Raw genomic sequence first — 22,390 nt, forward strand, 5'->3', positions numbered from 1 at the left:
GTGGCGTGTGCCGTACCCCGGAGGGCACGGCACACGCCACGTGGATCGTCAGTACGAGAAGTCGCCCGCGTTGTCCTTCGTGATGACCAGCGGCGGGCCGAGCAGCAGCACCTTCGTGCTGGAGTCGTAGCTCGCTTCCGGCGCGGCCTTCACATCCGGCTTGGCGGGGATCTCCTTGCCCTCGGCCAGCTGCTGGCCGGCCCAGGCGGTGAGATAGCCGAGCGCCTCGACGTCCCACAGCACCGAGGCGCTGGATGAACCGGCCTCGAGGTAGGGCTTCATCGCCTGCGGCGTTCCGAGCCCGACCGTGAACACCGTGCCGACCTTGCCGGCATCCGCGACGGCCTGCGCGACGCCAGGTGCACTGGACGTGCACTCGCCGACGAGCCCGGTGAGGTCGGGGTGGGCGTTCATCAGATCGGTGGCCATCTGAGTGGCCTTGGCCTGGTCCTCACCGGCGTACACGATGTCGACGATCTCGGCATCCGGGTACTTCTCGGCCGTGTACTTCTTCTGCACGGCGATCCAGGAGTTCAGGTTCTCGGCGGTCTCGCCGCACGAGACGATGGCGTACTTGCCCTTGCCGCCCATGGCCTTCATGAGCTCATCGGTCAGGGTCTGCCCGATGCCCTCGGTCGAGGCCTGGTTGACGAACAGCTCGCGCACCGAGTCCGGGGCGTCCGTGTCAGCGGTGGCGACATGGATGCCGGCGTCCTTGGCCTGCTGGAGCACGGGGGCCATCGAGTTCGGGTCGTTGGGTGCGACGAAGAGCACATCGACCTTCTGCTGGATGTACGAGCGGACGATGTCGGCCTGCGCTGCGGCGTCGGCGGAGGTCGGTCCCTGATACAGCCACTTCAGGCCGAGGTCCTTGGCGGCCGCCTGGCCGCCGGTGTTCATGGCCTCGAAGTACGGGATGCCCTGCAGCTTGGGGACGAAGGCGACCGAGACCTCCTTGTCGCCGCCTCCCGGTGACTCCGACGAGCCGCCCCCGCTTCCGCGCTGGGTGCAGCCCGCCATGGTGGTGGCGGCGAGGGCGACGACCGCCGTGGCCACGACGATCCTTCCGATGATCTTCATGCAACCTCCTCGTTGAGGCCGCGGGCGCGAGGCCCACGGGATCACAGCGTCACGCGGACGCATTCATGGTCGCCGGTGGCTCGAGCAGACCAGTCGTGCCGGCGTGAGGCCATCGTGGCACGTGGCGACACGGCGTGGAAGAGTGTGCCGTCACGAGATTGTAACGATTCATCACCGAGGCGTTACGGAGCGCGTCGGCAACGGATTGCGCTCACACCCGCCGGCCGCTGCGCTCGCGCAGCGTCACCGAGGCGACGACGCCTCGCGCGGCATCCTGCCGTAGCGGCCGGGTGGCCGCAGGCAGGTGGACCGTGCTGCGCGTGGACAGCGGCAGCACGTGCAGGGTGAGGGTGCTGGCGGGGGTGGCCCCTACATCCGCCAGGGACACCGACCAGCAAGTCCAATCCCAGAACCTGTCGTCGACCGTCGTGCCGTCCACGCGCAGCTGCGCGACGTCGCCTGCCCAATCGATGTCCAGCAGCGCGTCACCGGTCCAGGCCGGCATGTCGAGGGCGAACACCGCGGCCAGCTCGTCGAAGACGTCCGGCGTCGGCGCGCTGTGGCGGCGCCCCTCGAAGCCGTGGTCGGCAGGCGGGTCACCGGCACTGCGCATCCGTCGCACGCCGACCGCCTGAAGCGAACGCATCGGCGGCACGTCGACTTCGACCCAGCGTCGCACGGCAGGGTCGAAGCGGCGCGCTCGCGTGGCATCCCTGGCCTCGACGTGCGTGCCGTCCCACAGCAGCTGACCATCGCAGCGCCACAGCTGGTCGCCGAGCACCCAGGCGTCCGTCGCGTCGTCCAGCACGAGCAGGGCCATCCCGCCGACCTCGTGCAGCCCCGGCTGCACGCGCCGGGGTGCCGCGCCCTCGACCGCGACCTCCACCGGGACGCCGGGATCGGCGGCCAGCACGAGGATCTCGCCGGGCAGGACGGTCAGCGCGGATGCCGTCGCCCACCGCAGCCGCGCATCACCGATACGCAGATTCACCGGCCACCGGGCGAGCGTGCCGGGCGGGATGTCGACCGGCGTCTGGGGCAGGATGAGAGTCTCGTCGTCGAGCTCCACGCGCAGCTGCACCTGCGGAACGGCGCGCACCGGCACGTGCGGCTGGTGGTGCGTGATGATGCAGAACCCCTCCGAACCGTCGGAGCGCAGCGCCCAGCGCAGTGTCGCGGCGTCGTAGAGACCGCTCGCCAGCACGTCGGGCAGGCTCGAGGTCATCCCGCCCAGCCGGCGGCCGAACGCGGCGAGGAAGGCATGCTGCGCGCGCAGCAGCGCGGCCGACGCGTGCAGGTCGCCGGACTGGCCGATCGGCGCGTGGAAGTCGTAGCTGAACTCCGTCATGTCGTTCGGGTAGCCGGTCGCCTGGGTCTCCTGCATGGCCGGCGCGGGATTGCGCCCGCCGACGTACATGTAGTACCCCTGCCAGGCCGAGCCGTTGCCGATCTTCCCGTGTGCGAGCGCCGCCACGTCGCGGCCGCTGAGCACTGGGCGGCGGTGGTAGGCGGTCGCCATCCCGCCGCCGAGCTCGCACGTCGCCGGCGGGAAGCCGCCGAGCAGGGTGCAATCGGATGCCGGGGACGACGCCTCGGCGAATCCCTGCGCCGCACGCACGTCGGCGCCCACCCCGGGGTCGTCCCAGGTGTGCGAGGGGAAGTAGTGCGCGCGGAAGGACGGATCCCAGTCGTCCTCCGGGTCGGCCCAGAAGCCGTCGCCGTACCCGCCGAACAGGGGCATGACCTCGCCCAGCGGCAGCTTCGCCGCCCCCCAGGCTGTCGCGGTCCACAGCGGCGCCGACATCCCGGCATCCCTCGCCATCCGCTTCAGGGTCACCAGGTGATCCGGCCGGTCGTACAGCTCGTTCTCCAGCTGGATCGCGATCACCGGCCCACCGGGGCGGGCACGGCCGTCGAGATTCGCCGCCAGCTGCGCGAACCACTGCGCGACCAGCTCCAGGTAGCGGGGATCGTCGCTGCGATGCTCCACGTCCGCGGCCTGCACCCAGTCGGGGAAGCCGCCGTTGCGGGCCTCGCCGTGCGCCCATGGGCCGATGCGCAGCACGACGTCCAGACCGGCCGCCGCGCAGGCATCGATGAAGGCGCCGACGTCGCGCGCCCCGTCGAAGTGCGCCACCCCGCGCTCGGGGGAGTGGTGCAGCCACAGTACGTAGGCGGATGCCAGTGTGACGCCGGAGGCGCGCATCTGCCGCAGCCGCTCGTCCCACCGTTCCCGCGGCAGGCGGCTGAAGTGGATCTCACCGGACACCGGCACGACGGGCGCGCCGTCGTGCAGCAGCGCACGGTCGGTGACGGTGATGCCGCGCCCGGCGTCGCCCGGCTCGGGCAGGCGGCTGGGCACGGGGGGAATCAGCCAGCCCCGGTGGCGGACGACGTGGATCATCGACCGGACACCACGGCGTTGTCGAGCTCGTCCGCGTCGACGCCCTCGCGCACGGCACGGTTGGTCAGCAGCACCCAGCACAGGCCGGCCGAGGGGTGCACCCAGAACTCGGTGCCTGCCCAGCCGCCGTGGCCGTAGACGTCCTGGTCGATCAGGCCAGGGGCGCGCGTGCGCAGGTTGAACGCGAAGCCCCAGTCCTGACCGCGCTCGGCGGGGTAGGGCTCCAGACGGGGGATGGCACCGGTGAGCGGCCGGAGCATCATCCGCAGCGTCGCCGGTGCGAGGATGCCGCCCTGCTCACCGCCGTGGATGCGCAGCAGCGCCGATCCGATCCGCAGCAGGTCCTGCGCGCTGCCCACCAGGCCGGCACCCGGCGACCGGGTGGCGCGGAACCGGGTCATGTCCAGACCGCCCGCGGCGGCGTCCGGCACGTCCAGCGCGCCGTCGTGCTCCAGGGTGAGTCCGTCGGCGCCGACGGATGCGGCCCACCGCCGGGTGTCCTCGTCCCAGGGCACGCCGGTCGCGTGCTCGGTGAGGGCGGCCACGCCCTCGAACGCGAGGGTGGAGTACCGCGACGCCGTGCCGGCGGCGAAATCCCGCCCCTGAGCGACGAGCTCTGTGCGCAGCGGCACGGCGGTGTCCAGGGGCGGCTCGCTGATGCCGGAGGTGTGGCTGACGAGGTGACGCAGCTGCACGATGTCGTCGCGCTTCCTGCCGAACTCGGGCACGGCCGCGGTCAGCGGCGTCTCCGCCGTCAGCAGACCACGTTCCACCGCACGGGCTGCAGTGATACCCATGAGCGCCTTGGTGATGGAGAACAGCGGGTACGAGGCATCCGTGCCCGTGCCGAAGCCGTCGAGGGCGACCGTGCCGTCGGCGGTGGCCACGCCGAGCACGGCCGTGGGCAGCCGGCCTTCGGCGACGTGACTACGGGCCCAGTCGAAGGCGGAGTCGAAGCCCATCACTCCACCTCGTGGCCGAGGTCGGGTCGGGGCAGGAACCGGGCGGTGGCGTCCGCCACGGCCTCCAGCTCCACGATGACGACCTCGTTGCGGCCGGCGCGTGTGACCGGCGCCGGCACGTAGAGGGTGCGCTGCGGACCGCGACGCCAGTAGCGGCCCAGGAAGAAGCCGTTCACCCACGCGTAGCCCTTGCCCCAGCCGGCGGTGTCGAGGAACAGGTCGGCGGCCTCGTCGAGCTCGAACGCCGCGCGCAGCCCGACCGGGCCGACGGTGCGCCCGGACTCGACGGGTGCGGTGAGGGCGGCATCAGATACGGCGGCCCCCAGCGCGGCCACGTCGAATGCGCGCACCCGCCACGGGCCGTCGAGTGCCCGGCCGTCCAGGCGCGGTGTGCCGATGAGGCCCTTGGCCTCGCCGATCTCCTGGTCGTAGTTCACCCGGCCGGTCTCTTCGACGAGCAGGCGCAGCGTCTGCCCTTCGGGGAGCGCGAGGGAGCCGTCGCCGAGCGTGCGCTGCAACCGTCCCACCGGGCGGCCGTCGCGCTCGACCCAGGCGTAGTCGCGGACCTCCGCTTCCAGCACTCCCGTACCGCGTGCGTCGGTCACGTACTCGACGAGCACGATGTCGGCGCCGAGCTCGTCCATCGTCGGCGGGGTCTCGAACTCGCCGAGGTCGGTGGCGACCAGGGCGAGCGGGTCCGTGACCGCCTCGAGCACGGCGTGCGGTGTCGGCGCGAGCGCCGGCTGGGCGTCGGGCAGGTCGGGTACCGGTGCGTGCCTGGCGATCACTTCGCGGAACGCGTGGAACTTCTCGGTGAGGTCGCCCGACTCGCTGACGGGGGAGTCGTAGTCGTAGCTGGTGACCATCGGCAGGTAGCGGCCGGAGTCGTTGGCGCCGGCGGTCAGTCCGAAGTTCGTGCCGCCGTGCACCATGTAGATGTTCACGGACGCACCGGCTGTCAGCAGCCGGTCGAGGTCGGCGGCGCTGTCGGCGAATGCCGTCGTGTGGTGCTTCTCGCCCCAGTGGTCGAACCAGCCGCACCAGAACTCCATGCACATGAGCGGGCCGGTGGGCTGGTGCTCTCGCAGGGTGGCCAGGCGCTCGTCGATCCGGCTGCCGAAGGAGCCGGTCTTGTGCAGCTCCGAATGCGCGCCGTTCTCGAGCATGTGCGGGATGGGCTGGTCGACCTGCGTGAGCGGAACGGTGATGCCGGATGCCCTGGTGAGCCGCACGAGGGCATCCAGATACTCCTTGTCCGAGCCGTAGGCGCCGTACTCGTTCTCTATCTGGACGAGGATGACGCTGCCTCCTCGATCGATCTGACGCGGAGCGACGATGGCGTTGACCTTCTGCAGGTAGGCCGACACCTCGGCGAGGTACGCCGGGTCGCTGCTGCGCAGCCGCATGTTCGGGTCGGATGTGAGCCAGGTCGGCAGTCCGCCGTTGTGCCACTCGGCGCAGACGTACGGGCCGGGCCGGACGATGGCGTGCATGCCCTCCTCGGCGATGATGTCGAGGAAGCGGCCGAGATCCACGTCGCCGTCCTCGCGCCATTCGCCCTTGACCGGTTCGTGCGCGTTCCAGGCGACATAGGTCTCGATCGCGTTAAGGCCCATCAGCCGGGCTTTGCGGACCCGATCGCGCCAGAGTTCGGGGTGCACGCGCGGGTAGTGCATCGCGCCGGAGATGATGCGATGCGGTGCACCATCGAGGAGGAAGTCGGTCTCGCCGATCACGAAGCGGGAGGTCATGGCCCTCAGCGTATCGGAAAGCGCTTTCTGACGGCGGCCGCGTCCGCGAATCGCATGCCGAGGCCGTGATGGGGCAGCTCGGTGAGGCGCCCGTCGGTGATGGCGACGGGCGAAGGATCGGCGAGGACGCCGAGCTCGCCGAACCCGGCGTCCTCCACGTCCTCGGCCCACGGTTCGGCCACGTTGCCTGACAGGGTGAGTGCGAGCTGCCCCGACAGCTCGGGCAGCAGATGCGGGTGCAGTGCCGCGCCGTGCTCCTCGGCGAGCGCGGCGATCCGCAGGAACGGCGTGATCCCACCGACCCGGACGATATTGGGCTGCACGATCTGTGCCGCGCCGGCGCGCAGGAACTCTCCGAAGCGGTGCACGGTGTGCAGGTTCTCGCCGAGCGCGATCGGCACGTCGATGCGGCGGGCGAGCTCGGCGTGCCCGGCGAGGTCCTCGGCCCGCAGCGGCTCCTCGATCCAGGCGGGCCGGAACGGCGCGAGCGCCTGCACGGCTCGGGTGGCGCGCTCCAGGTCCCAGCGCTGATTGGCGTCGATCATCAGCTCCCGCCCGGGTCCGAGCACTTCGCGCACGGCGGCGACGCGTGCGACGTCCTCGGCGAGGGCCGCCCTGCCGACCTTGATCTTCACGGCAGGGAACCCCGCGTCGACCCAGCGCTGCACCTGCGCGACCAGCTCCTCCTGCGAGTAGTGCAGGTTCACCCCTGATCCGTAGGCGCGCACGGAGTCGCGCCGGCGCCCCAGCAGCAGCGAGACCGGCAGGTCGGACGCACGCGCCTCGGCATCCCACAGCGCGAGGTCCAGCCCGGCCAGGGCGATCGTCGTGATGCCGCCGCCACCGGCTTCGTGCAGATGCTCCCACAGCGCCTGCCACTCCGCGCCCGGCACGGCCGACCGACCCACCGCCGCCCGGCCGATGTCGTGCGCGAGCAGGGCATGGACCGCCTCCGCGCCGATCTGCGGGGTCCAGGACAAGCCCCAGCCCTCGGCGCCGTCCGAGCGCACCACGTGCGTGGCGATCACCCGCACCGCTGTGACGTCCGCTGCCCACGGACGGGTCAACGGCACCCGCAGGAGCCGCGTGTCGAGGCGGGCGATGGTGCTCACAGCAGCGCGCGGCCCGCCTCGAGGATCGCCGCCAGGCGCTGCTCCTGCCCAGGGGTGGGATCCACCAGGGGCGGGCGCACCGACCCTACCGGCATCCCCTGCAGGCGCAGGCCGCTCTTGATCAGCGACACCCCGAACCCGGGGGTCTCGTCGCGGAGCGCGACAAGGGGGCGGTAGAAGCCGTCCAGGAGCTGCAGCCGTCGGTCCTCATCGCCGTCGACGTAGGCCCGATAGTACGCGTTGGCCACCTCGGGGATCATGGCGAACGCGGCCGAGGAGTACAGCGGGATGCCGATGCCGCGGTAGGCGCCCTGCGTGAGTTCCGCGGTGAGCAGCCCGTTGAAGAAGGCGAAGTCGTCGCGGCCCTCCTCGGCGACGGTGCGCACGATGAGCTGGGCGGCGCCCAGGTCGCCGGTGCCGTCCTTGAAGCCCACCACGCGGGGGTTCTGCGCCAGGCGGCGCATCGTCGGCACCGAGTACTGGGCGATGCCGCGGTGGTAGACGATCACCGGCAGGCCGGAGGAGTGCGCGATCCGCTCGACGTAGGTGGCCAGGCCCTCCTGTGTGCCGCTGACGAGGTACGGCGGCAGCACGAGCAGGCCGTCCGCCCCCGCATCGGCCGCGGCCCGCGCCACCTCGAGGGCGTGACCGAATGTGCCGCCGACGCCCGCGATGACCGGCACCCGACCCCCGACCGCCGTGACGGCAGTGCGCACCACGTCCGCAGCCTCGGTGGCGGACAGTGCGTGGAACTCTCCAGTCCCGCACGCCGGGAAGACGCCGCCTGCACCGGCCGCGACGCCGCGGGCGACATGCCGGCCGAGCATGTCGTGGTCGATCGTGCCTCCGTCGCCGTAGGGCGTCACGGGGAAGAAGAGGATGCCGTCGAAGTTCATGCCGGAGCTCCCTGGGTCTCGGTCTGCAGCTGAGGGGCGCGGGGGACGAGTTCGGTGCGCCAGGACCGTCCCGGACGCCAGCCGAGCAGCCGCGCGGCCTTGGCGTTCGAGAACGCGGGGGCGGTGCCGGTGAGGCCGGCCGAGAGCTCGTCGCTACCCGGCACGAATCGGGGCAGGAGCGTCGCCAGGGGTTCGCGGGCCAGCGCGTCGTCGGCGCCGACGAAGAACGTCTCCGCTCCGGGCAGCTCGGGCATGGCCCGCAGAAGGGTGTCGGTGAAGTCGGCCACATCGCGGGCGTCGACGTAATTGAACAGCGCGGGCGCCGACAGTGTGGGATCGTCCAGCCGCTCCTGCACGGTGTGTCCCTGCTGGGTGGGCACGCCCGCCCACTCCTCGGGGGCGATGACGTAGCAGGGCCGGAAGACCGCGAAGCGGATGTCGTCGCGCTGCCGGTGCAGCATGTCGACGGTCTGCTCGACGAGGTGCTTCGACAGTCCATACGCGTGCCAGGGTCGTGGGGCGCTGTCCTCGTCGAGGGGCAGGCGGTCCGGCAGCCAGCCGGCTGCGCCGTAGCCGAGCACGGTCGGGCTGGATGCGGCGACCACGCGGCCGATGCCCGCCCGCACCGCCCCGCCCAGCACGCTCATCGCGAGGGCGGCATTGGCGCCGAGGATGACGTGCTCAGGGGCGCTGAACGGCACGGCGATCGCGGCGAGGTGGATCAGCGCATCCGCCTTCGCAGCCAGGAGAGCGGCAGCGGTGGCATCCGCATCGGTGAGGTCGATCGCCACCTGCTGCGCGTCCGCCAGCTGCGGGGCGGCGGAGACCTCGCGGTCGAGGGAGAGCACCTCGTGACCGCGCTCGGCGAGACCGGCGACGAGGCTGCGCCCCAGCCGGCCGGCACCGCCGGTGACGACGATACGGGTCATGACGCGTCGGAAGCCTCGAGCAGGCGGATGCCGAGGTCGGCGATCTGCACCGGCATTCCGCTCTCCAGGGAGAGGTTGCCCGCGATGCCGACGGCGATCGAGCGGATGCCGTCGCTCCAATCCGCGGGCCGCGACAGCGGGTCCTCTCCGGGCCCCTCGAAGACATCGTTCAGCAGCAGCACATCTCCGCCCCCGTGTCCCCCGGCGTCGCTGCGGATCGGCACCTCGTACGCCTCGCCCCAGTGCTTCTGCACGATCAGGCGCTCGCCCTCGGGGCGCAGGCTGGCTGTGCGGTCGGTATTGGCGAGGCTGGGATCGATGGCAGGGTGCAGTCCCTCGCCCGCCAGCACCGCGCCGCGCTCGACGACCTCCAGCTCGGCGCGGCCCCGTGTGCCGTTGACGGCGACTCGGTACCCCTCCCAGGGCGAGTGCGCGTTCAGCGAGTACGACAGCGTCGCCCCGGAGGCGTAGTCGACGATCAAGGCGAGGTTGTCCTCGATGGTGATGCCCTCACTGAACACGTCGCGGTCGCGCAGATAGCCGTCGTGCTTCTCGGCATCGAGATAGAGCGCCTTCAGGTGCGGGTCGGTGCGCAGGTCGAGCTCGAACAGGTCGCCGCCGTCGTGCGTCCCGCGGGCGGGCCGGATGCCCAGGCCGCGGCGGGCGGCGTTCTGCGCGCCGTAGAACCGCAGGCCGCCCGAGGCGAACACCCGGCGCGGCTGCGAGCGCAGCCACCAGTTCACCAGGTCGAAGTGGTGGCTCGATTTGTGTACGAGCAGGCCGCCGGAGTTCTTCTTCTCCCGGTGCCAGCGGCGGAAATAGTCCGCGCCGTGATTGGTGTCGAGCATCCACGAGAAGTCGATGGACGTGATCTCGCCGATCTCGCCGTCCTGCAGGACCTGCCGCAGCGCGCTGTTGCGGGGGGAGTAGCGGTAGTTGAAGGTGAGTACCACCCGGCGCCCGGTGCGGGCCACCGCATCCTCGATGTGGGCGGCGCTGGGGGCGTCGATGGTGAGCGGCTTCTCGACGACGACGTCGGCGCCGGCCTCCAGCGCACGCACGATGAGCTCGGCGTGCAGATCGTCACGCGCGGTGATGATCACGCGATCGACCCCCTCCTCGGTGATCAGCTGCTCGAGCTCGTCCGGTGTGCCGATGCGCGGACGGGGCTCGCCGCCCTCCACCACGGCGCGGGCGTGGATGTCGGCGCGCACCGGGTTCGGCTCGCAGATCGCGACGAGCTGGGCGCGCTCGCGGTGCTCGTCGAGAATGGCGGCGACGTACATCTGTGCACGGTGACCGGCTCCGGCGAGGGCGTAGCGAAGGCGGCGCATCAGTGACTCCAGTCCGTCGGGAAACGTTTTCTCAGGCTAGCACGCGGCACCGATACACGGGTCGCAGCGCGGGTCAGCCGGGAGCGGGTCCGGTGCTCGCGCGGATAACGAGCTGCGGCGCGAGAGTGACGTTCGCCGCCGGTTCGACGCCCGAGAGCAGCGCGTGCATCGCTGCCCACGCGCACTCGCCGATCTGGGCGGCGGGCACGGATGCCGTCGTCAGCGGTGGACTCGTGTAGGCGGAGAACGGGATGTCATCGAAGCCCGCGATCGACAGATCCTTCGGGACGCGCACGCCGCGGGAGGCCACCGCCGACAGCAATCCCATCGCGACGAGGTCGTTGAAGGCGAGTGCGGCCGTCACCCTGCTGGCGAGCACGGCGTCGGCGGCGGCCGCTCCGCTGTCGAAGTCGACGCCGGCACTGATCTCGACCACCTCCAGAAACGGGTCACGTGCGCATGCTGCGGCGATGGCGCGTCGGCGTGCCTCACCCGATGCGCTGTGCGCGGGGCCGGAGAGGAATGCGAGGCGTCGATGTCCGAGTGATCGGAGGTGGGCGATGAGCTCGGAGGTGGCGGCCCCGTAGTCGGCGGAGACTGTCGGTGCATGCGGTTGCGGAGGACGGTTGACGACGACGGCGGGTCCGATCGCCGGCAGTAGCGCGCTCAGCTCGTTCTGCGGCAGGCGGGGTGCGCACAGGATCACGCCGTCGGTGCGTCGACGGGTCGTCGTCGCAAGCACGCTTTCGTCATCCACCCGCTCCTCGGAGTCCGAGATCAGCACGTGGTAGCCGGCTTTCGCGGCCGCATGGCTCAGCCCGCGCAGGATCGCCTGGAACGTCGGATTCGCGAGGTCGGGAATCACGACCGAGATGGTCTGCGTGCGTCCGAGCACCAGGCTGCGAGCGAGGGGGCTGGCCGAGTAGCCGAGGCGAGCGGCCACTTCCCGCACGCGCTCCGCCAGCCCGGCGTCGACGGTGGGATTGCCGTTCATCACGCGCGAGACGGTCGACAGCGAGACGCCCGCCTCGCGGGCGACCTCGGTGATCTTCGCCCTCGGCATCCGTGCTCCCGTCTTCCGAACGAGCATAGGCGACACTACGATGGGCCCATGGCTCAGAAAGCGTTTTCCGAACCGGCGGCGCTGATCGACGGACAGTATCCGACCCGCTCCGTTCTGCGCCTGGTCACCCGCCGCCCCTGGCGACTGACGGCGGCTGTCCTGGCGTTCGCGGTCAAGGAGACCCCCGTCTGGTTCCTGCCGGTGGTCACGGCCGCCATCATCGACATCGTCGCCTTGCGCGGCGCGGTCAGCGGCGTGCTGTGGTGGTTCGCACTCGCCGCGCTGCTTCTGCTGCAGAACTATCCGAACCACCTCCTCTACACGCGCAACTTCATGACCGTTGTCCGCGATCTCGGGGCGGACCTGCGCAACGCCCTCACCGCACGCCTGCAGAGCCTGTCGATCGGATACCACACGCGGGTGAGCGCCTCCATCGTGCAGACGAAGGTGGTGCGCGACGTCGAGAACGTCGAGCTGATGCTGCAGCAGGTCACGCATCCGCTGCTGTCATCGACCATGGTCATGCTCGGCGCGCTCAGCATGACGGCGATCACGGTCCCGCAGTTCCTGCCCGTGTACGCACTCGCGGTGCCCATCGCCATCGGCATCCGCTACGGCATGCGCAAGCGCTCCCAACGGCGCAACGAGGCGTTCCGCCGCGAGATCGAGAAGCTGTCGGCCCGGGTCGGCGAGATGGCCTCGCTGATCCCCGTCACCCGCGCGCACGGCCTGGAGCAGACAGCCATCACCCGCGTCGCCGACGGCGCCGACGGTGTGCGACGCGCGGGACTCGATCTCGACCTTCTCAACGGCCGAGTCGCCTCCGTCTCCTGGGTGGCGATGCAGCTGCTGGGAGTGGCGTGTCTCATGCTCGCTGCGGTGTTCGCGATCACCGGCGTGCTGCCCATCTCGCCCGGGGAGGTCGTGATGCTCTCCACGTACTTCACCCTGCTCACCGGGGGGCTCACGCAGCTGCTCATGCTCATCCCCGTCGGCGCCCGCGGGCTGGAATCCGTGCGCTCCATCGCGGAGGTGCTGCAGGAGCCGGACATCGAGCACAACTCCGGCAAGCGCGTCGTGCGGGAGGTGAACGGCGAGATCGTGCTGGACGCCGTCACCCATCGCTACGCGGATGCCGGCGACGACGCCCTGCATGCGATCGACCTGCGCATCGCTCCCGGCGACACGGTGGCGTTCGTGGGCTCGTCCGGGTCGGGCAAGTCGACGCTGCTGAACCTCGTGCTCGGCTTCGTGCGGCCCACCGGCGGACGCATCCTCGTGGACGGACAGGATCTGCAGGAGCTGGACGTGCGCACCCTGCGCCGGTCGATCTCGGTCGTGCCGCAGGAGTCGGTGCTGTTCGAGGGCTCGATCTTCGACAACGTCGCGTACGGGCTTCCCGATGCCACGCCGCAGCGCGTCGAGAAGGCGCTGCGGGACGCCAACGCGTGGGAGTTCGTGCGCGAGCAGCCCGACGGCTGGGACACCGTCGTCGGGGAGCGCGGCGCACGCCTGTCCGGCGGTCAGCGACAGCGGCTGGCGATCGCCCGCGCCCTGGTGCGCAACCCGCGCATCCTGCTGCTCGACGAGGCCACCAGCGCGCTGGACCCCGAGTCCGAGGGCCTGGTGAAGGAGGCGCTCGAGCGGCTCATGCACGGCCGGACCACGCTCATCGTCGCGCACCGGCTCTCGACCGTTCGACGGGCCGATCGCATCGTCGTGCTCGAGCGCGGCCGCATCGCCGAGCAGGGCTCGCACGCCGAGCTGATGGCGCTGGATGGCCGCTACGTGCAGCTGCACAAGGCGCAGAACGGGGAGCCGCCCGTGATCACCGGCACCATCCCGCTTCCTCAGACATCCCGTTCCGCCGAAGAAGGAGGATCATGACCATCCCTCAGCCATTGCGCGCCGCGATCATCGGCACCGGAGGCATCGCGCACGCGCACGCCCAGGCCATCCGCGACCTCTCGCCCCGGATCGAGCTGGTCGCCGTCGCCGACCTCGATCAGGACCGCGCGCGGGTGTTCGCCGAACGGTTCGGCGCCACCCAGGTGTTCGCGACCTCTGACGATCTGTTCGCGGCAGGCGGTATCGACCTGGTGCACGTGTGCACGCCCCCGAAGACCCACGCGCCGTTGGCGATCCAGGCCATGCGCGCGGGCGTGCCGGTGCTCGTGGAGAAGCCGACGGCGCTGAGTCTGTCGGAGATGGACGAGATCGTGCGGGTCTCGCGCGATACCGGCGTGCCTGCACTCACGGTGTACCAGCACCGCTTCGGCGCCCCGGCCCAGCGGCTCATGCGCATGGCGCAAGGCTGGACAGCTGGGGCGTCCGCTGGTCGCGACCTGCGAGACCCTCTGGCATCGCACACCCGAGTACTTCGACCTGCCCTGGCGCGGGTTGTGGAGCGTCGAGGGCGGCGGTCCCACGGTGGGCCACGGCATCCACCAGTTCGATCTGCTGCTCGCCGTGCTCGGCCCCTGGTCGCGGCTGACGGCCTTCGCTGCGAGGCAGCTGCTGCCGACGGACACCGAAGACGTGTCTATGGCCGTGGTGGAGTTCGACAGCGGTGCGCTGGCCACCGTCGTCAACTCGATCGTCTCGCCCCGGGAGAGCTCGCGGCTGCGCTTCGACTTCGAGTTCGCCACGGTCGAGGTGGAGCATCTGTACGGCTATGTCGAAGCCGACTGGCGCTTCACGTCGGTGCCGGGGCGCGAAGAGCTTCTCGAGCAGTGGCAGGCGGATGCCACGGCCGGAGCCGCCAGTTCTCACCGCGACCAGATCGCCGCGATCCTCTCTGCGCTCGCCGCCGGGGACGAGCCGGCCGTGAGCGCGGTCGATGCGCGGCGCACGCTGGAATTCGCCGCCGCCGTCTACGCCTCCGCGTTCCAGGGACGGGCGGTCGCCGCCGGTGAGATCATCGACCCAGACCCGTTCTGGCGCTCCATGGATGGGAACGCCGTGCCCTGGCATCCGATCAAGAACGTCACCGATCCGGTGAAGAACGAGGAGAGCATCCGATGACTCTGCAGCTGGTCCGCACCGACACGGAGATCGTCGTGTCCGACGGCGCCGTCGACCTGTTCCGATACGTCATCCTCCCGGACTCCCCGCAGCTCGAGTCGCCGAAGCCGTACATCGACCCCATCCGCACTCGCGCAGGCCGGGTGGTGAGCCTGTTCCGGCCCTGGGATCACGTCTGGCACAAGGGCATCGCCTGGTCGCTGCCCGTGGTCGATGACGAGAACTTCTGGGGTGGGCCGACCTACGTGGGCGACCGGGGCTACCTGCAACTGCCGAACGACGGCACGCAGAGCCACGTCGCGGTGATCGACTGCACGATCGAGCACGGCGTGGCGAAGTTCAGCCATGACCTGGAATGGATCACCCAGGACGGTCGCCGGATGTTCACCGAGCGTCGCACGCTGACGGCCCGGGTGCTCGAGGACACGGCCTGGGCGCTGACCTTCCAGACCGCGATGACGAACGTGACCGACGCGACGATCGCGATCGGCTCGCCCACGACGAAAGGCCGCGAGAACGCCGGCTACGGCGGCCTGTTCTGGCGCGGACCTCGCTCGTTCACGGATGGACGCCTGGTCACCGCCGACGGCACCGGAACCGGCGCGGATGTGCGCGGCCAGCGGCACGAGTGGATGGCCTACGAGGGACGCCATGATGTGGTGGACGCCACCTCGCTGGTCGTGATGGCGGACGCCGTGGACAACCCGCATCACCCGCCGCAGTGGTTCGCCCGTTCCGAGGAGTTCGCCGCCCTCAACCCAGCGCCGTTCTTCAGCGAGGAGCTGGACGTGGCGGTCGGTGACACCGTGGTGTTCCGCTACGCGGTGGGGATCGCGGATGCGGACGCCGGCGACGCCGCGCGCATCGCTGGCGAACTGCGGAGCCTGCTGTGAGCGTCTTCCCCGGTGGTGTCGCCCTGAGCGACCTGGAGGTTTACGACTGGGAGGCGGAGGACGGATGCCGGGGCGGTTCCCCGCATCTGCACACCGCCTCCAGCGAGGGCTACGTCGTCATCGGCGGTACGGGGGGCGTGCAGACCCTGTCGGCCGCGGGCTTCGCCGAGCATCCGCTCGCCACCGGCGACGTGCTCTGGTTCACTCCCGGCACCGTGCACCGCCTGATCAACGACGGCGACCTCCGGCTGCTCGTGGTCATGTCCAACGCCGGGCTTCCCGAAGCGGGCGATGCCGTGCTGACCTTCCCCCCTCATGTGCTCGACGATCCCGACGCTTACGCCGCGGCAGCGAGGCTGCCCGACGGCGCCGAGCGGGCGGAGGCCGCCAGGGCCCGGCGGGATCTCGCCGTGCGCGGCTTCGCCGCTCTCAGGGACGCGGGTCCGGATGCCGTCTCCGAGCTTCACCGCCAGGCGGTGAAGCTCGTGCAGCCGAAGGTCGCAGGCTGGCAGACGCTCTGGCGCTCCACGGTCCTCGCCGAGACCGAGCGCACTGCCCGGCGGCTCGCGCTGCTCGCGTCCGGCGACGAGCGCGCCTTGGCGGACGCCCAGGTCTCCCGCGTCGCGTCGACGTCCACCGAGCGCGGTCACGGCATGTGCGGAATGCTGCGCGCCTGGGAGTGGTCCTGACCTGAGAGCCGGACGACGGCAGGCGGATTTGAAACGTTATGATCGATCCGTCCCCGAGGAGGATCGATGAAGCCCCATCCCCAGTCCCGGCGCACGCTGCGCTGCGTGCTCGTCGGAACCGGATCCGTCGCCCGACTGCACGCGCAGGCCGTGGCCGCGCACTCGCGGGCGGAGCTCGTCGCGGTCGCCGACATCAGCGTCGATCGTGCGGCGGCGTTCGCGGCCCAGTACGACGTGGCCGTGTCGTATGGCGATTACGACGAGATGCTCGAAGAGCAGCGCCCGGATGTCGTGCTCATCTGCACGCCCCCGGGGCCGCACCGTGTGCAGGCGCTCGCGGCGTTCGCCGCGGGTGCGCACGTGATCGTCGAGAAGCCGCCGGCGCCGTCGCTGGACGAGCTGGACGAGATGCGCGCCGCCGCGGACGCCGCCGGGCGACAGCTGGCCGTGGTGTTCCAGCAGCGCACCGGTACGGCCGCCGCGCACGTCCGGGGCCTGCTGAGCAGCGGTGCGCTCGGACGGCCCCTGGTCGCCGTCTGCCAGACGCTCTGGTTCCGCGACGCGGACTACTTCGCCGTGCCCTGGCGTGGCAAGTGGCAGACCGAGGGTGGCGGGACGACTCTGGGGCACGGCATCCACCAGATCGATCTTCTGGCGCACCTGCTCGGGAACTGGTCGAGTGTGCAGGGGCGGCTGTTCCGGCTGGACCGGGAGACCGAGACGGAGGACGTCTCCACCGCCACGATCGTCTTCGAGGCAGGGGTCGTCGCCCAGGTCATCACCAGCGCGGTCTCCCCCCGCGAGACCAGCTCGATCCGCATCGACACGCAGAAGGCGACTGTCACGGTCGATCACCTCTACGGGCACGGGCACGAGAACTGGCGCATCACCGCGGCCCCCGGTTTCGAATCGGAGGCCGACGGGTGGGCGTTTCCGGATGCCGAGGTGCGCAGCGACCACGCGCCGCTGCTGCGTGACGTCTTCGACGCCCTGCTCGACGGCAGGCCGCTGCCTTCGACCGCCGACGCGCCCGCCCGCTCCTTGGAGCTCGTCGCGGCGATCTACGCCTCCGCGGCCGCAGGCGGCGGCATCATCACCCCGGAGATCCTCGCCGCGCACCCCACGCATCGCGCGAGCTTCGCCAGTCCCGTGGTGGATCTGCGGGCATGAGCGAGCTGTACCGCGACCCCGTCTACGACGGGGTCACCGACCCGCGGGTGGTCATCGACGATGGTGGCCGCTGGTGGATGTTCTACACCCAGCGTCGCGCGTCGCTTTCGCACCCCGGGCCCGGAGTCGCGTGGGTGCACGGCAGCCGCATCGGCGTCGCCGTGTCCGGCGACGGCATCCGCTGGAGCTATGCGGGCACGCTGGAGCCGGGACCTTCCGGACTGCTCCTGGAGCCAGGGCCACCGCCTGCGCACGTCGACCGCACGCAGTGGGCGCCGGAAGTGGTCTGGGACGGCATGCAGTGGCGCATGTACCTCACCGAGATCGACGGCATCCCCGACCGCTGGCCGGGGCACGCCCGCGACATCGTCGGGTACGTCTCGGACGATCTCCGCAGCTGGAGCAGGACGGGACCGCTGGTGCTCAGCAGCGACCGCGTGATCGACGCGGCGGTCGCGCGCACCACGGACGGCCTGTGGCGACTGTGGTGCAAGGACGAGGCGGCCGGCTCGGTGACCACGGTCGCCTCCTCCACCGACTTGATCGCGTGGCGTCTGGACGGCATCGCCGTCGGCGGGCGTGCGCACGAGGGTCCGGACGTGTTCGAGCTCGGCGGGTGGTGGTGGATGATCGTCGACGAGTGGCGCGGGATGGGTGTGCATCGCTCTGCGGACGGCATCCGATGGGAGCGCCAGGGCGGAGCGGATGATGTCATCCTGGACACGACCCCCGCCGGCGGACACGGGCATCACGGTGCGCACGTGCGTCACGGCGAGGACATGTGGTTCTACTACTTCTGCCGTGCCGTTCCCGCCGCTCCGCACGCCGGCAGCGGCGAGGTGCGACGATCGGCCGTGCGACGCGTGCGGCTCGCGGTCGAAGACGCTCGGCTCGTCGCGGTGCCGGCATGAGTCGCGCGGCGCGCGCCTCGGCGCGGTCGCGGCTGCCTCTTGCGAAACGTTTCAATTTGGGTTAGCTTTCATGGCAAGCGCTTTCCCAGCACCGAGGATCGCGCACCTGCAATCGCACGGACAGGGACGTTCCGCGGCTCTGCCGAACGAGGACGTTCACAGAGAGGACGAAGATGTTCAACAGCAAGCGTCTGGCGGCCGGAGTCGCCCTCGCCACGGGGGCCGCACTGGTCCTCGCCGGCTGCAGCGGCGGTGGCTCTGCCCAGCCCGCCAGCACCTACAACCCCGACGAGAAGGTGACCCTGAACCTCGCGTTCTGGGGCAACGATGTGCGCGCCGAGCTGTACAACCAGGCCATCGAGGCGTTCAACGAGGAGTACCCGAACATCAAGGTGAACTCCACCTTCCTCGGCTTCCCGGAGTTCTGGGAGAAGCGTCAGACCGAGGCCGCCGGCGGCGGTCTGCCCGACGTCATGCAGTTCGACTACTCGTACCTGCGCCAGTACTCCCAGAACGGCCTGCTGCTGGACCTGGACCCGTACATCGGCGGCATCATCGAGAAGAAGCCGCTCGCCGACAACATCCTCAAGATCGGCGTCGTCGACGACACGACGTACGCGATCCCGACCTCCACCAATGCCTGGGGCCTGTTCACCAATCCGAAGCTGCTCGAGACCGCCGGCGTGGAGGAGTTCCAGGGCGGCAGCTGGGACGACTACACCGAGTGGATGAAGACGGTCACCGACGCCGCCGGCGGCGAGTTCTACGGCGGCAGCGACTACACCGGGCGCATCCAGAACTTCGAGCTCCAGCTGCGCAGCGAGGGCAAGAACCTCTTCAACGAGGATGGCACCCCCGGCTTCGACGAGAAGCGTCTGACAGAGTTCTGGGAGGAGGGCGCGCCCATCCGCGACGGCATCGGCGTCCCGCAGCAGCAGGTCGAGGAACTCAGCCCGCTCGGCGCGTTCGACTCGGCGAAGACGGCGAGCGAGCTGACCTGGGACAACTTCGGCGCCGGCTACCTCGGCAACCTCGGCGAGGGCTACACCGAGCTCGGCCTGCTGGCCCCGCCGGTCACCAAGAAGGGGGCCAAGGACCTGTACCTGAAGCCCTCCATGCTGCACGCCATCGCTGCGAAGACCAAGCACCCGGAGGCCGCGGCGACGCTGGTGAACTTCCTCATCAACTCGCCCGAGTCGGGCAAGATCTTCGGCACGAACCGTGGTCTGCCGGCATCCACCACCGCCCTCGAGGCCGCCGATCTCGACCCGCTGAGCACCCAGATCAAGGAGTACGAGGAGTCCATCCAGGACCGCCTCGGCGACGCCCCTCCGGTCCCGATCGTCGGATACGGCACCCTGGAGGAGAAGTTCCGTCAGCTCGGCACCGAGCTGAACTTCGGCACCATCACGGTCGACGACGCGGTGAAGCAGTTCTTCTCCGAGATGGACGTCGTCCTCAACCAGTGAGAGACGACTGACGGGCCGGGACACGTCCCGGCCCGTCAGCCCTCCACCTGTTCCACCCCGCACTGCATTCCCGGAAGGATCGCCCATGAGCACCACCGCGACACGGGTCATCGTCACCGAAGACCGGCCCAGCACGCATCTGCTGCGCAAGGGCCGTCGTGAGGTCGACCCCGTTCGGGCCGGTCAACGCGCCCGTGCTCGCCGAGAGACGGCGGCCGGTTACGCGTTCCTGACCCCGTGGCTGATCGGCTTCCTCGGCCTCACCGCCGTGCCGATGGTGTACTCGCTGTACCTGTCGTTCACGCGGTACAACATCTTCCAGCCGCCGCGCTGGATCGGCCTGGACAACTACATCCGGCTGTTCTCGAAGGACCCGGTCTTCCTGCAGTCCGCGGAGATCACTCTGATCTACGTGTTCGTGGGAACCCCGATCACGCTGGCTGCCGCGCTCGGAGTGGCCATGCTTCTGAACTATCGCGACAAGGGCGCGGGCTTCTTCCGCTCCGCCTTCTACGCGCCCTCACTCATCGGAGCCTCCGTCTCGGTGGCGATCGTGTGGCGCGCCATGTTCGCCACCGACGGCCCGGTCGACGCGGGCCTGCAGACGTTCGGGATCAACCTCGGCGGCTGGATCGGCAACCCCTCGATGGTGCTTCCGATGATGATCCTGCTGCACGTGTGGACGTTCGGCTCGACCATGGTGATCTTCCTCGCCGGGCTCAAGCAGATCCCCAAGGAGCTGTACGAGGCTGCCGAGATGGACGGCGCCGGAGCATGGCGCCGATTCCGGGCGGTGACGATCCCGATGCTCTCCCCGGTGATGTTCTTCAACCTGCTGCTGGGGCTCATCGGCGCCTTCCAGGTGTTCGCCTCTGCCTACATCATCTCCAACGGCACCGGCGGTCCGGCGGGCATGACGAATTTCATCACGGTCTACCTCTACAAGCGCGGCTTCTCCGACGGCCAGATGGGTTACGCCGCAGCGATGGCGTGGGTGCTGCTGATCGTGGTCGCCCTCCTCGCCTTCATCCTCTTCCGCACGCAGAAGTCCTGGGTGCACTACGCAGGAGACGACAAATGACCACGGCGAACCCCGCGCCCATATCCGGTTCCACCACCTCGGCCGCGTTCGCGGCACAGCAGACATACCCGTCGGGCCCTGCTGCCCCGCGACGGCGGATCAAGCGGAAGACCTGGCAGAGCATCGTCTGGTTCGTGGGGCTCATCGTCCTCACCGCGGTCGTGCTGTACCCGCTGCTCTGGCTGTTCCTCGCCACCTTCAAGCCGAACGGCGAGTTCGGCTCGAACCCGGGACTGCTGCCGAACTCGCCCACCTTCAGTAACTACGGCAAGGTGATGGAGGGCATCGCCGGCGTGCCGATGTGGAAGTTCTTCCTGAACTCGTTCATCATCGCGGCGTCCGCCGTCGTCGGCACCGTCATCTCGTCCTCACTCGCGGCGTACGCCTTCGCCCGCGTGCAGTTCAAGGGCTTGAGCATCCTCTTCGCTGCGATGATCGGCACATTGCTGCTGCCCTTCCACGTCGTGATCATCCCGCAGTACATCATCTTCAACAAGCTCGGCTGGGTGGACACGTTCATCCCGCTGATCCTGCCGAAGTTCCTCGCCACGGAGGCGTTCTTCGTGTTCCTCATCGTGCAGTTCATCCGCCAGATGCCTCGGGACATGGACGAAGCCGCGCGCATCGACGGAGCCGGTCACATGCGGATCTTCTGGTCGATCATCCTGCCGCTCATCAAGCCGGCGCTGATCACGTGCGCCATCTTCGCGTTCATCTGGGCCTGGAATGACTTCCTCAGCCCGCTGCTGTACCTGACCAGCCCCGAGAACTATCCACTGCCGATCGCACTGCGCCTGTACAACGACCAGACCTCGACGAGCGACTACGGCGCGACGGTGACCGCCTCGTTCGTGGCACTGCTGCCGATTCTGCTGTTCTTCATCGTGTTCCAGCGCTTCCTGGTCGACGGCGTGGCGACCCAGGGACTGAAGGGCTGACATGGCGCGCGAGACAGTGGGGGCGCAGCGTCGGGCCGCCATGCGCGAAGCGCGCTCGGGAGCGGGGCCGGTCGCGGAGGCCTACGACCCGGGACCGAATCCCGGGGCGACGGCGAAGTTCGGCCTGTTCGGCGAGGTTCTCACCGTCGGATTGCTCATCACCGTGGCGAGCCTTCCCGTGGTCACGCTTCCGGTGGCACTCGCCGCGGGTGTGCGTCATCTGCGGCGCTTCGCTGCGGCAGAGGGTTCCAGCGTCGCGCTGTTCTGGGGGGACTTCCGCCGAGGCCTGGGCGCCGGCGCCGTCGGCGGAGCCGTGGCCGCGCTTCTCGCGGCGATCCTGGTGCTGGACATCGACCTCGCCGGCACCGGCGCACTGCCCGGCGGCGCGTTCGTGTCGGTCTTCGGCTGGTCGGCGTTGACAGTGCTCGCGGTCGCGATTCTGGTCGCCGCCGGTCAGTGGTCACCGGAGGCCGGGTGGCGGCGCGCGGTTCGCAGCGTTCCGCGGGCGGTCTTGCACGATCCCGTCGGCGCGCTCTTCCTCGCCGCGACCGTCGTGTTCGTCGGCGTGGTCACCTGGGCGCTCATGCCTCTGTTCATTCCCGCGATCGGGTGCGCTGCTCTCGCCGTGCTCGCCGTGCCTGCTCGTCGCCGACGGCGCTGAGCGGGACTCTCTTTGGTCGATTG

The 22,390-nt window shown here is 70.1% G+C and carries 19 protein-coding genes and 1 pseudogene; 11 read left to right on the forward strand and 9 right to left on the reverse strand.

Going from position 1 to position 22,390, the window contains the following annotated elements:
* Window positions 1-48 precede the first annotated feature (48 nt).
* From WFG93_RS12000 to WFG93_RS12040, 9 genes are all read right to left on the reverse strand, one after another.
* Entirely contained in the window at window positions 49-1,080 is a 1,032-nt protein-coding gene (locus WFG93_RS12000) for an autoinducer 2 ABC transporter substrate-binding protein (protein WP_336646570.1), read from the reverse strand.
* 211 nt (window positions 1,081-1,291) lie between these two features.
* Window positions 1,292-3,484, reverse strand: a complete 2,193-nt coding sequence (locus WFG93_RS12005; protein WP_336646571.1) for a beta-galactosidase — start codon at window positions 3,482-3,484, stop codon at window positions 1,292-1,294.
* On the reverse strand, window positions 3,481-4,446 hold the full coding sequence (locus WFG93_RS12010; protein ID WP_336646572.1) for a serine hydrolase domain-containing protein: 966 nt from the start codon (window positions 4,444-4,446) through the stop codon (window positions 3,481-3,483). The genes WFG93_RS12005 and WFG93_RS12010 overlap by 4 nt, the downstream gene beginning before the upstream one ends.
* On the reverse strand, window positions 4,446-6,197 hold the full coding sequence (locus WFG93_RS12015) for a glycoside hydrolase family 35 protein (RefSeq protein ID WP_336646573.1): 1,752 nt from the start codon (window positions 6,195-6,197) through the stop codon (window positions 4,446-4,448). The genes WFG93_RS12010 and WFG93_RS12015 overlap by 1 nt, the downstream gene beginning before the upstream one ends.
* A 5-nt stretch (window positions 6,198-6,202) precedes the next feature.
* Complete coding sequence (locus WFG93_RS12020) at window positions 6,203-7,309, reverse strand: mandelate racemase/muconate lactonizing enzyme family protein (RefSeq protein ID WP_336646574.1); 1,107 nt, start codon at window positions 7,307-7,309, stop codon at window positions 6,203-6,205.
* Window positions 7,306-8,205, reverse strand: a complete 900-nt coding sequence (locus WFG93_RS12025; RefSeq protein ID WP_336646575.1) for a 5-dehydro-4-deoxyglucarate dehydratase — start codon at window positions 8,203-8,205, stop codon at window positions 7,306-7,308. Before WFG93_RS12025 ends, WFG93_RS12020 begins: the two co-directional genes overlap by 4 nt.
* Complete coding sequence (locus WFG93_RS12030) at window positions 8,202-9,134, reverse strand: NAD-dependent epimerase/dehydratase family protein (RefSeq protein WP_336646576.1); 933 nt, start codon at window positions 9,132-9,134, stop codon at window positions 8,202-8,204. Before WFG93_RS12030 ends, WFG93_RS12025 begins: the two co-directional genes overlap by 4 nt.
* Window positions 9,131-10,468 carry a Gfo/Idh/MocA family protein gene (locus tag WFG93_RS12035; RefSeq protein ID WP_336646577.1) on the reverse strand — a complete coding sequence of 446 codons (1,338 nt, stop codon included), beginning with the start codon at window positions 10,466-10,468 and terminating at the stop codon, window positions 9,131-9,133. The genes WFG93_RS12030 and WFG93_RS12035 overlap by 4 nt, the downstream gene beginning before the upstream one ends.
* Before the next feature lie 73 nt (window positions 10,469-10,541).
* The gene (locus WFG93_RS12040; protein WP_336646578.1) at window positions 10,542-11,531 is read right to left on the reverse strand and encodes a LacI family DNA-binding transcriptional regulator; all 990 of its coding nucleotides are present in this window, start codon (window positions 11,529-11,531) and stop codon (window positions 10,542-10,544) included.
* A 48-nt stretch (window positions 11,532-11,579) separates the two neighbouring features.
* On the opposite strand from WFG93_RS12040, the gene WFG93_RS12045 reads away from it, so the two are divergent.
* From WFG93_RS12045 to WFG93_RS12095, 11 genes and pseudogenes are all read left to right on the forward strand, one after another.
* Window positions 11,580-13,418 (forward strand): ABC transporter ATP-binding protein, encoded by a 1,839-nt coding sequence (locus tag WFG93_RS12045; RefSeq protein WP_336646579.1) that lies wholly within the window; start codon window positions 11,580-11,582, stop codon window positions 13,416-13,418.
* Window positions 13,415-13,720: pseudogene (locus WFG93_RS12050) on the forward strand (Gfo/Idh/MocA family protein); the annotation flags it as partial. The gene WFG93_RS12045 and the pseudogene WFG93_RS12050, both read left to right, overlap by 4 nt.
* A 145-nt stretch (window positions 13,721-13,865) precedes the next feature.
* Window positions 13,866-14,555, forward strand: coding sequence for a Gfo/Idh/MocA family protein (locus WFG93_RS12055; protein ID WP_336646724.1), 690 nt, complete (start codon window positions 13,866-13,868; stop codon window positions 14,553-14,555).
* Complete coding sequence (locus tag WFG93_RS12060; RefSeq protein ID WP_336646580.1) at window positions 14,552-15,448, forward strand: PmoA family protein; 897 nt, start codon at window positions 14,552-14,554, stop codon at window positions 15,446-15,448. Before WFG93_RS12055 ends, WFG93_RS12060 begins: the two co-directional genes overlap by 4 nt.
* A complete protein-coding gene (locus WFG93_RS12065; RefSeq protein WP_336646581.1) occupies window positions 15,445-16,137 on the forward strand; it encodes a cupin domain-containing protein in 693 nt (230 codons plus the stop codon). Before WFG93_RS12060 ends, WFG93_RS12065 begins: the two co-directional genes overlap by 4 nt.
* 66 nt (window positions 16,138-16,203) lie before the next feature.
* Window positions 16,204-17,307 (forward strand): Gfo/Idh/MocA family protein, encoded by a 1,104-nt coding sequence (locus WFG93_RS12070; protein ID WP_336646582.1) that lies wholly within the window; start codon window positions 16,204-16,206, stop codon window positions 17,305-17,307.
* Window positions 17,304-18,218 carry a hypothetical protein gene (locus tag WFG93_RS12075; RefSeq protein ID WP_336646583.1) on the forward strand — a complete coding sequence of 305 codons (915 nt, stop codon included), beginning with the start codon at window positions 17,304-17,306 and terminating at the stop codon, window positions 18,216-18,218. The genes WFG93_RS12070 and WFG93_RS12075 overlap by 4 nt, the downstream gene beginning before the upstream one ends.
* Window positions 18,219-18,391: 173 nt before the next feature.
* Window positions 18,392-19,687, forward strand: a complete 1,296-nt coding sequence (locus WFG93_RS12080; RefSeq protein WP_336646584.1) for an ABC transporter substrate-binding protein — start codon at window positions 18,392-18,394, stop codon at window positions 19,685-19,687.
* 85 nt (window positions 19,688-19,772) lie between these two features.
* A complete protein-coding gene (locus tag WFG93_RS12085) occupies window positions 19,773-20,768 on the forward strand; it encodes a carbohydrate ABC transporter permease (protein WP_336646585.1) in 996 nt (331 codons plus the stop codon).
* A complete protein-coding gene (locus WFG93_RS12090) occupies window positions 20,765-21,706 on the forward strand; it encodes a carbohydrate ABC transporter permease (protein ID WP_336646586.1) in 942 nt (313 codons plus the stop codon). Before WFG93_RS12085 ends, WFG93_RS12090 begins: the two co-directional genes overlap by 4 nt.
* Before the next feature lies 1 nt (window position 21,707).
* Window positions 21,708-22,367 (forward strand): hypothetical protein, encoded by a 660-nt coding sequence (locus WFG93_RS12095; RefSeq protein ID WP_336646587.1) that lies wholly within the window; start codon window positions 21,708-21,710, stop codon window positions 22,365-22,367.
* Window positions 22,368-22,390: the final 23 nt, after the last annotated feature.

The sequence above is a fragment of the Microbacterium sp. USHLN186 genome (assembly GCF_037145155.1).
Lineage (GTDB): Bacteria > Actinomycetota > Actinomycetes > Actinomycetales > Microbacteriaceae > Microbacterium.

Bases quoted from the DNA above. Each gene is read 5' to 3' on its own strand.
- WFG93_RS12040 (WP_336646578.1), bottom strand. From the start codon at position 11,531: ATGCCGAGGGCGAAGATCACCGAGGTCGCCCGCGAGGCGGGCGTCTCG.
- WFG93_RS12045 (WP_336646579.1), top strand. From the start codon at position 11,580: ATGGCTCAGAAAGCGTTTTCCGAACCGGCGGCGCTGATCGACGGACAG.
- WFG93_RS12015 (WP_336646573.1), bottom strand. From the start codon at position 6,197: ATGACCTCCCGCTTCGTGATCGGCGAGACCGACTTCCTCCTCGATGGT.
- WFG93_RS12000 (WP_336646570.1), bottom strand. From the start codon at position 1,080: ATGAAGATCATCGGAAGGATCGTCGTGGCCACGGCGGTCGTCGCCCTC.
- WFG93_RS12070 (WP_336646582.1), top strand. From the start codon at position 16,204: ATGAAGCCCCATCCCCAGTCCCGGCGCACGCTGCGCTGCGTGCTCGTC.
- WFG93_RS12035 (WP_336646577.1), bottom strand. From the start codon at position 10,468: ATGCGCCGCCTTCGCTACGCCCTCGCCGGAGCCGGTCACCGTGCACAG.
- WFG93_RS12075 (WP_336646583.1), top strand. From the start codon at position 17,304: ATGAGCGAGCTGTACCGCGACCCCGTCTACGACGGGGTCACCGACCCG.
- WFG93_RS12095 (WP_336646587.1), top strand. From the start codon at position 21,708: ATGGCGCGCGAGACAGTGGGGGCGCAGCGTCGGGCCGCCATGCGCGAA.
- WFG93_RS12060 (WP_336646580.1), top strand. From the start codon at position 14,552: ATGACTCTGCAGCTGGTCCGCACCGACACGGAGATCGTCGTGTCCGAC.
- WFG93_RS12080 (WP_336646584.1), top strand. From the start codon at position 18,392: ATGTTCAACAGCAAGCGTCTGGCGGCCGGAGTCGCCCTCGCCACGGGG.
- WFG93_RS12030 (WP_336646576.1), bottom strand. From the start codon at position 9,134: ATGACCCGTATCGTCGTCACCGGCGGTGCCGGCCGGCTGGGGCGCAGC.
- WFG93_RS12085 (WP_336646585.1), top strand. From the start codon at position 19,773: ATGAGCACCACCGCGACACGGGTCATCGTCACCGAAGACCGGCCCAGC.
- WFG93_RS12025 (WP_336646575.1), bottom strand. From the start codon at position 8,205: ATGAACTTCGACGGCATCCTCTTCTTCCCCGTGACGCCCTACGGCGAC.
- WFG93_RS12010 (WP_336646572.1), bottom strand. From the start codon at position 4,446: ATGGGCTTCGACTCCGCCTTCGACTGGGCCCGTAGTCACGTCGCCGAA.
- WFG93_RS12005 (WP_336646571.1), bottom strand. From the start codon at position 3,484: ATGATCCACGTCGTCCGCCACCGGGGCTGGCTGATTCCCCCCGTGCCC.
- WFG93_RS12090 (WP_336646586.1), top strand. From the start codon at position 20,765: ATGACCACGGCGAACCCCGCGCCCATATCCGGTTCCACCACCTCGGCC.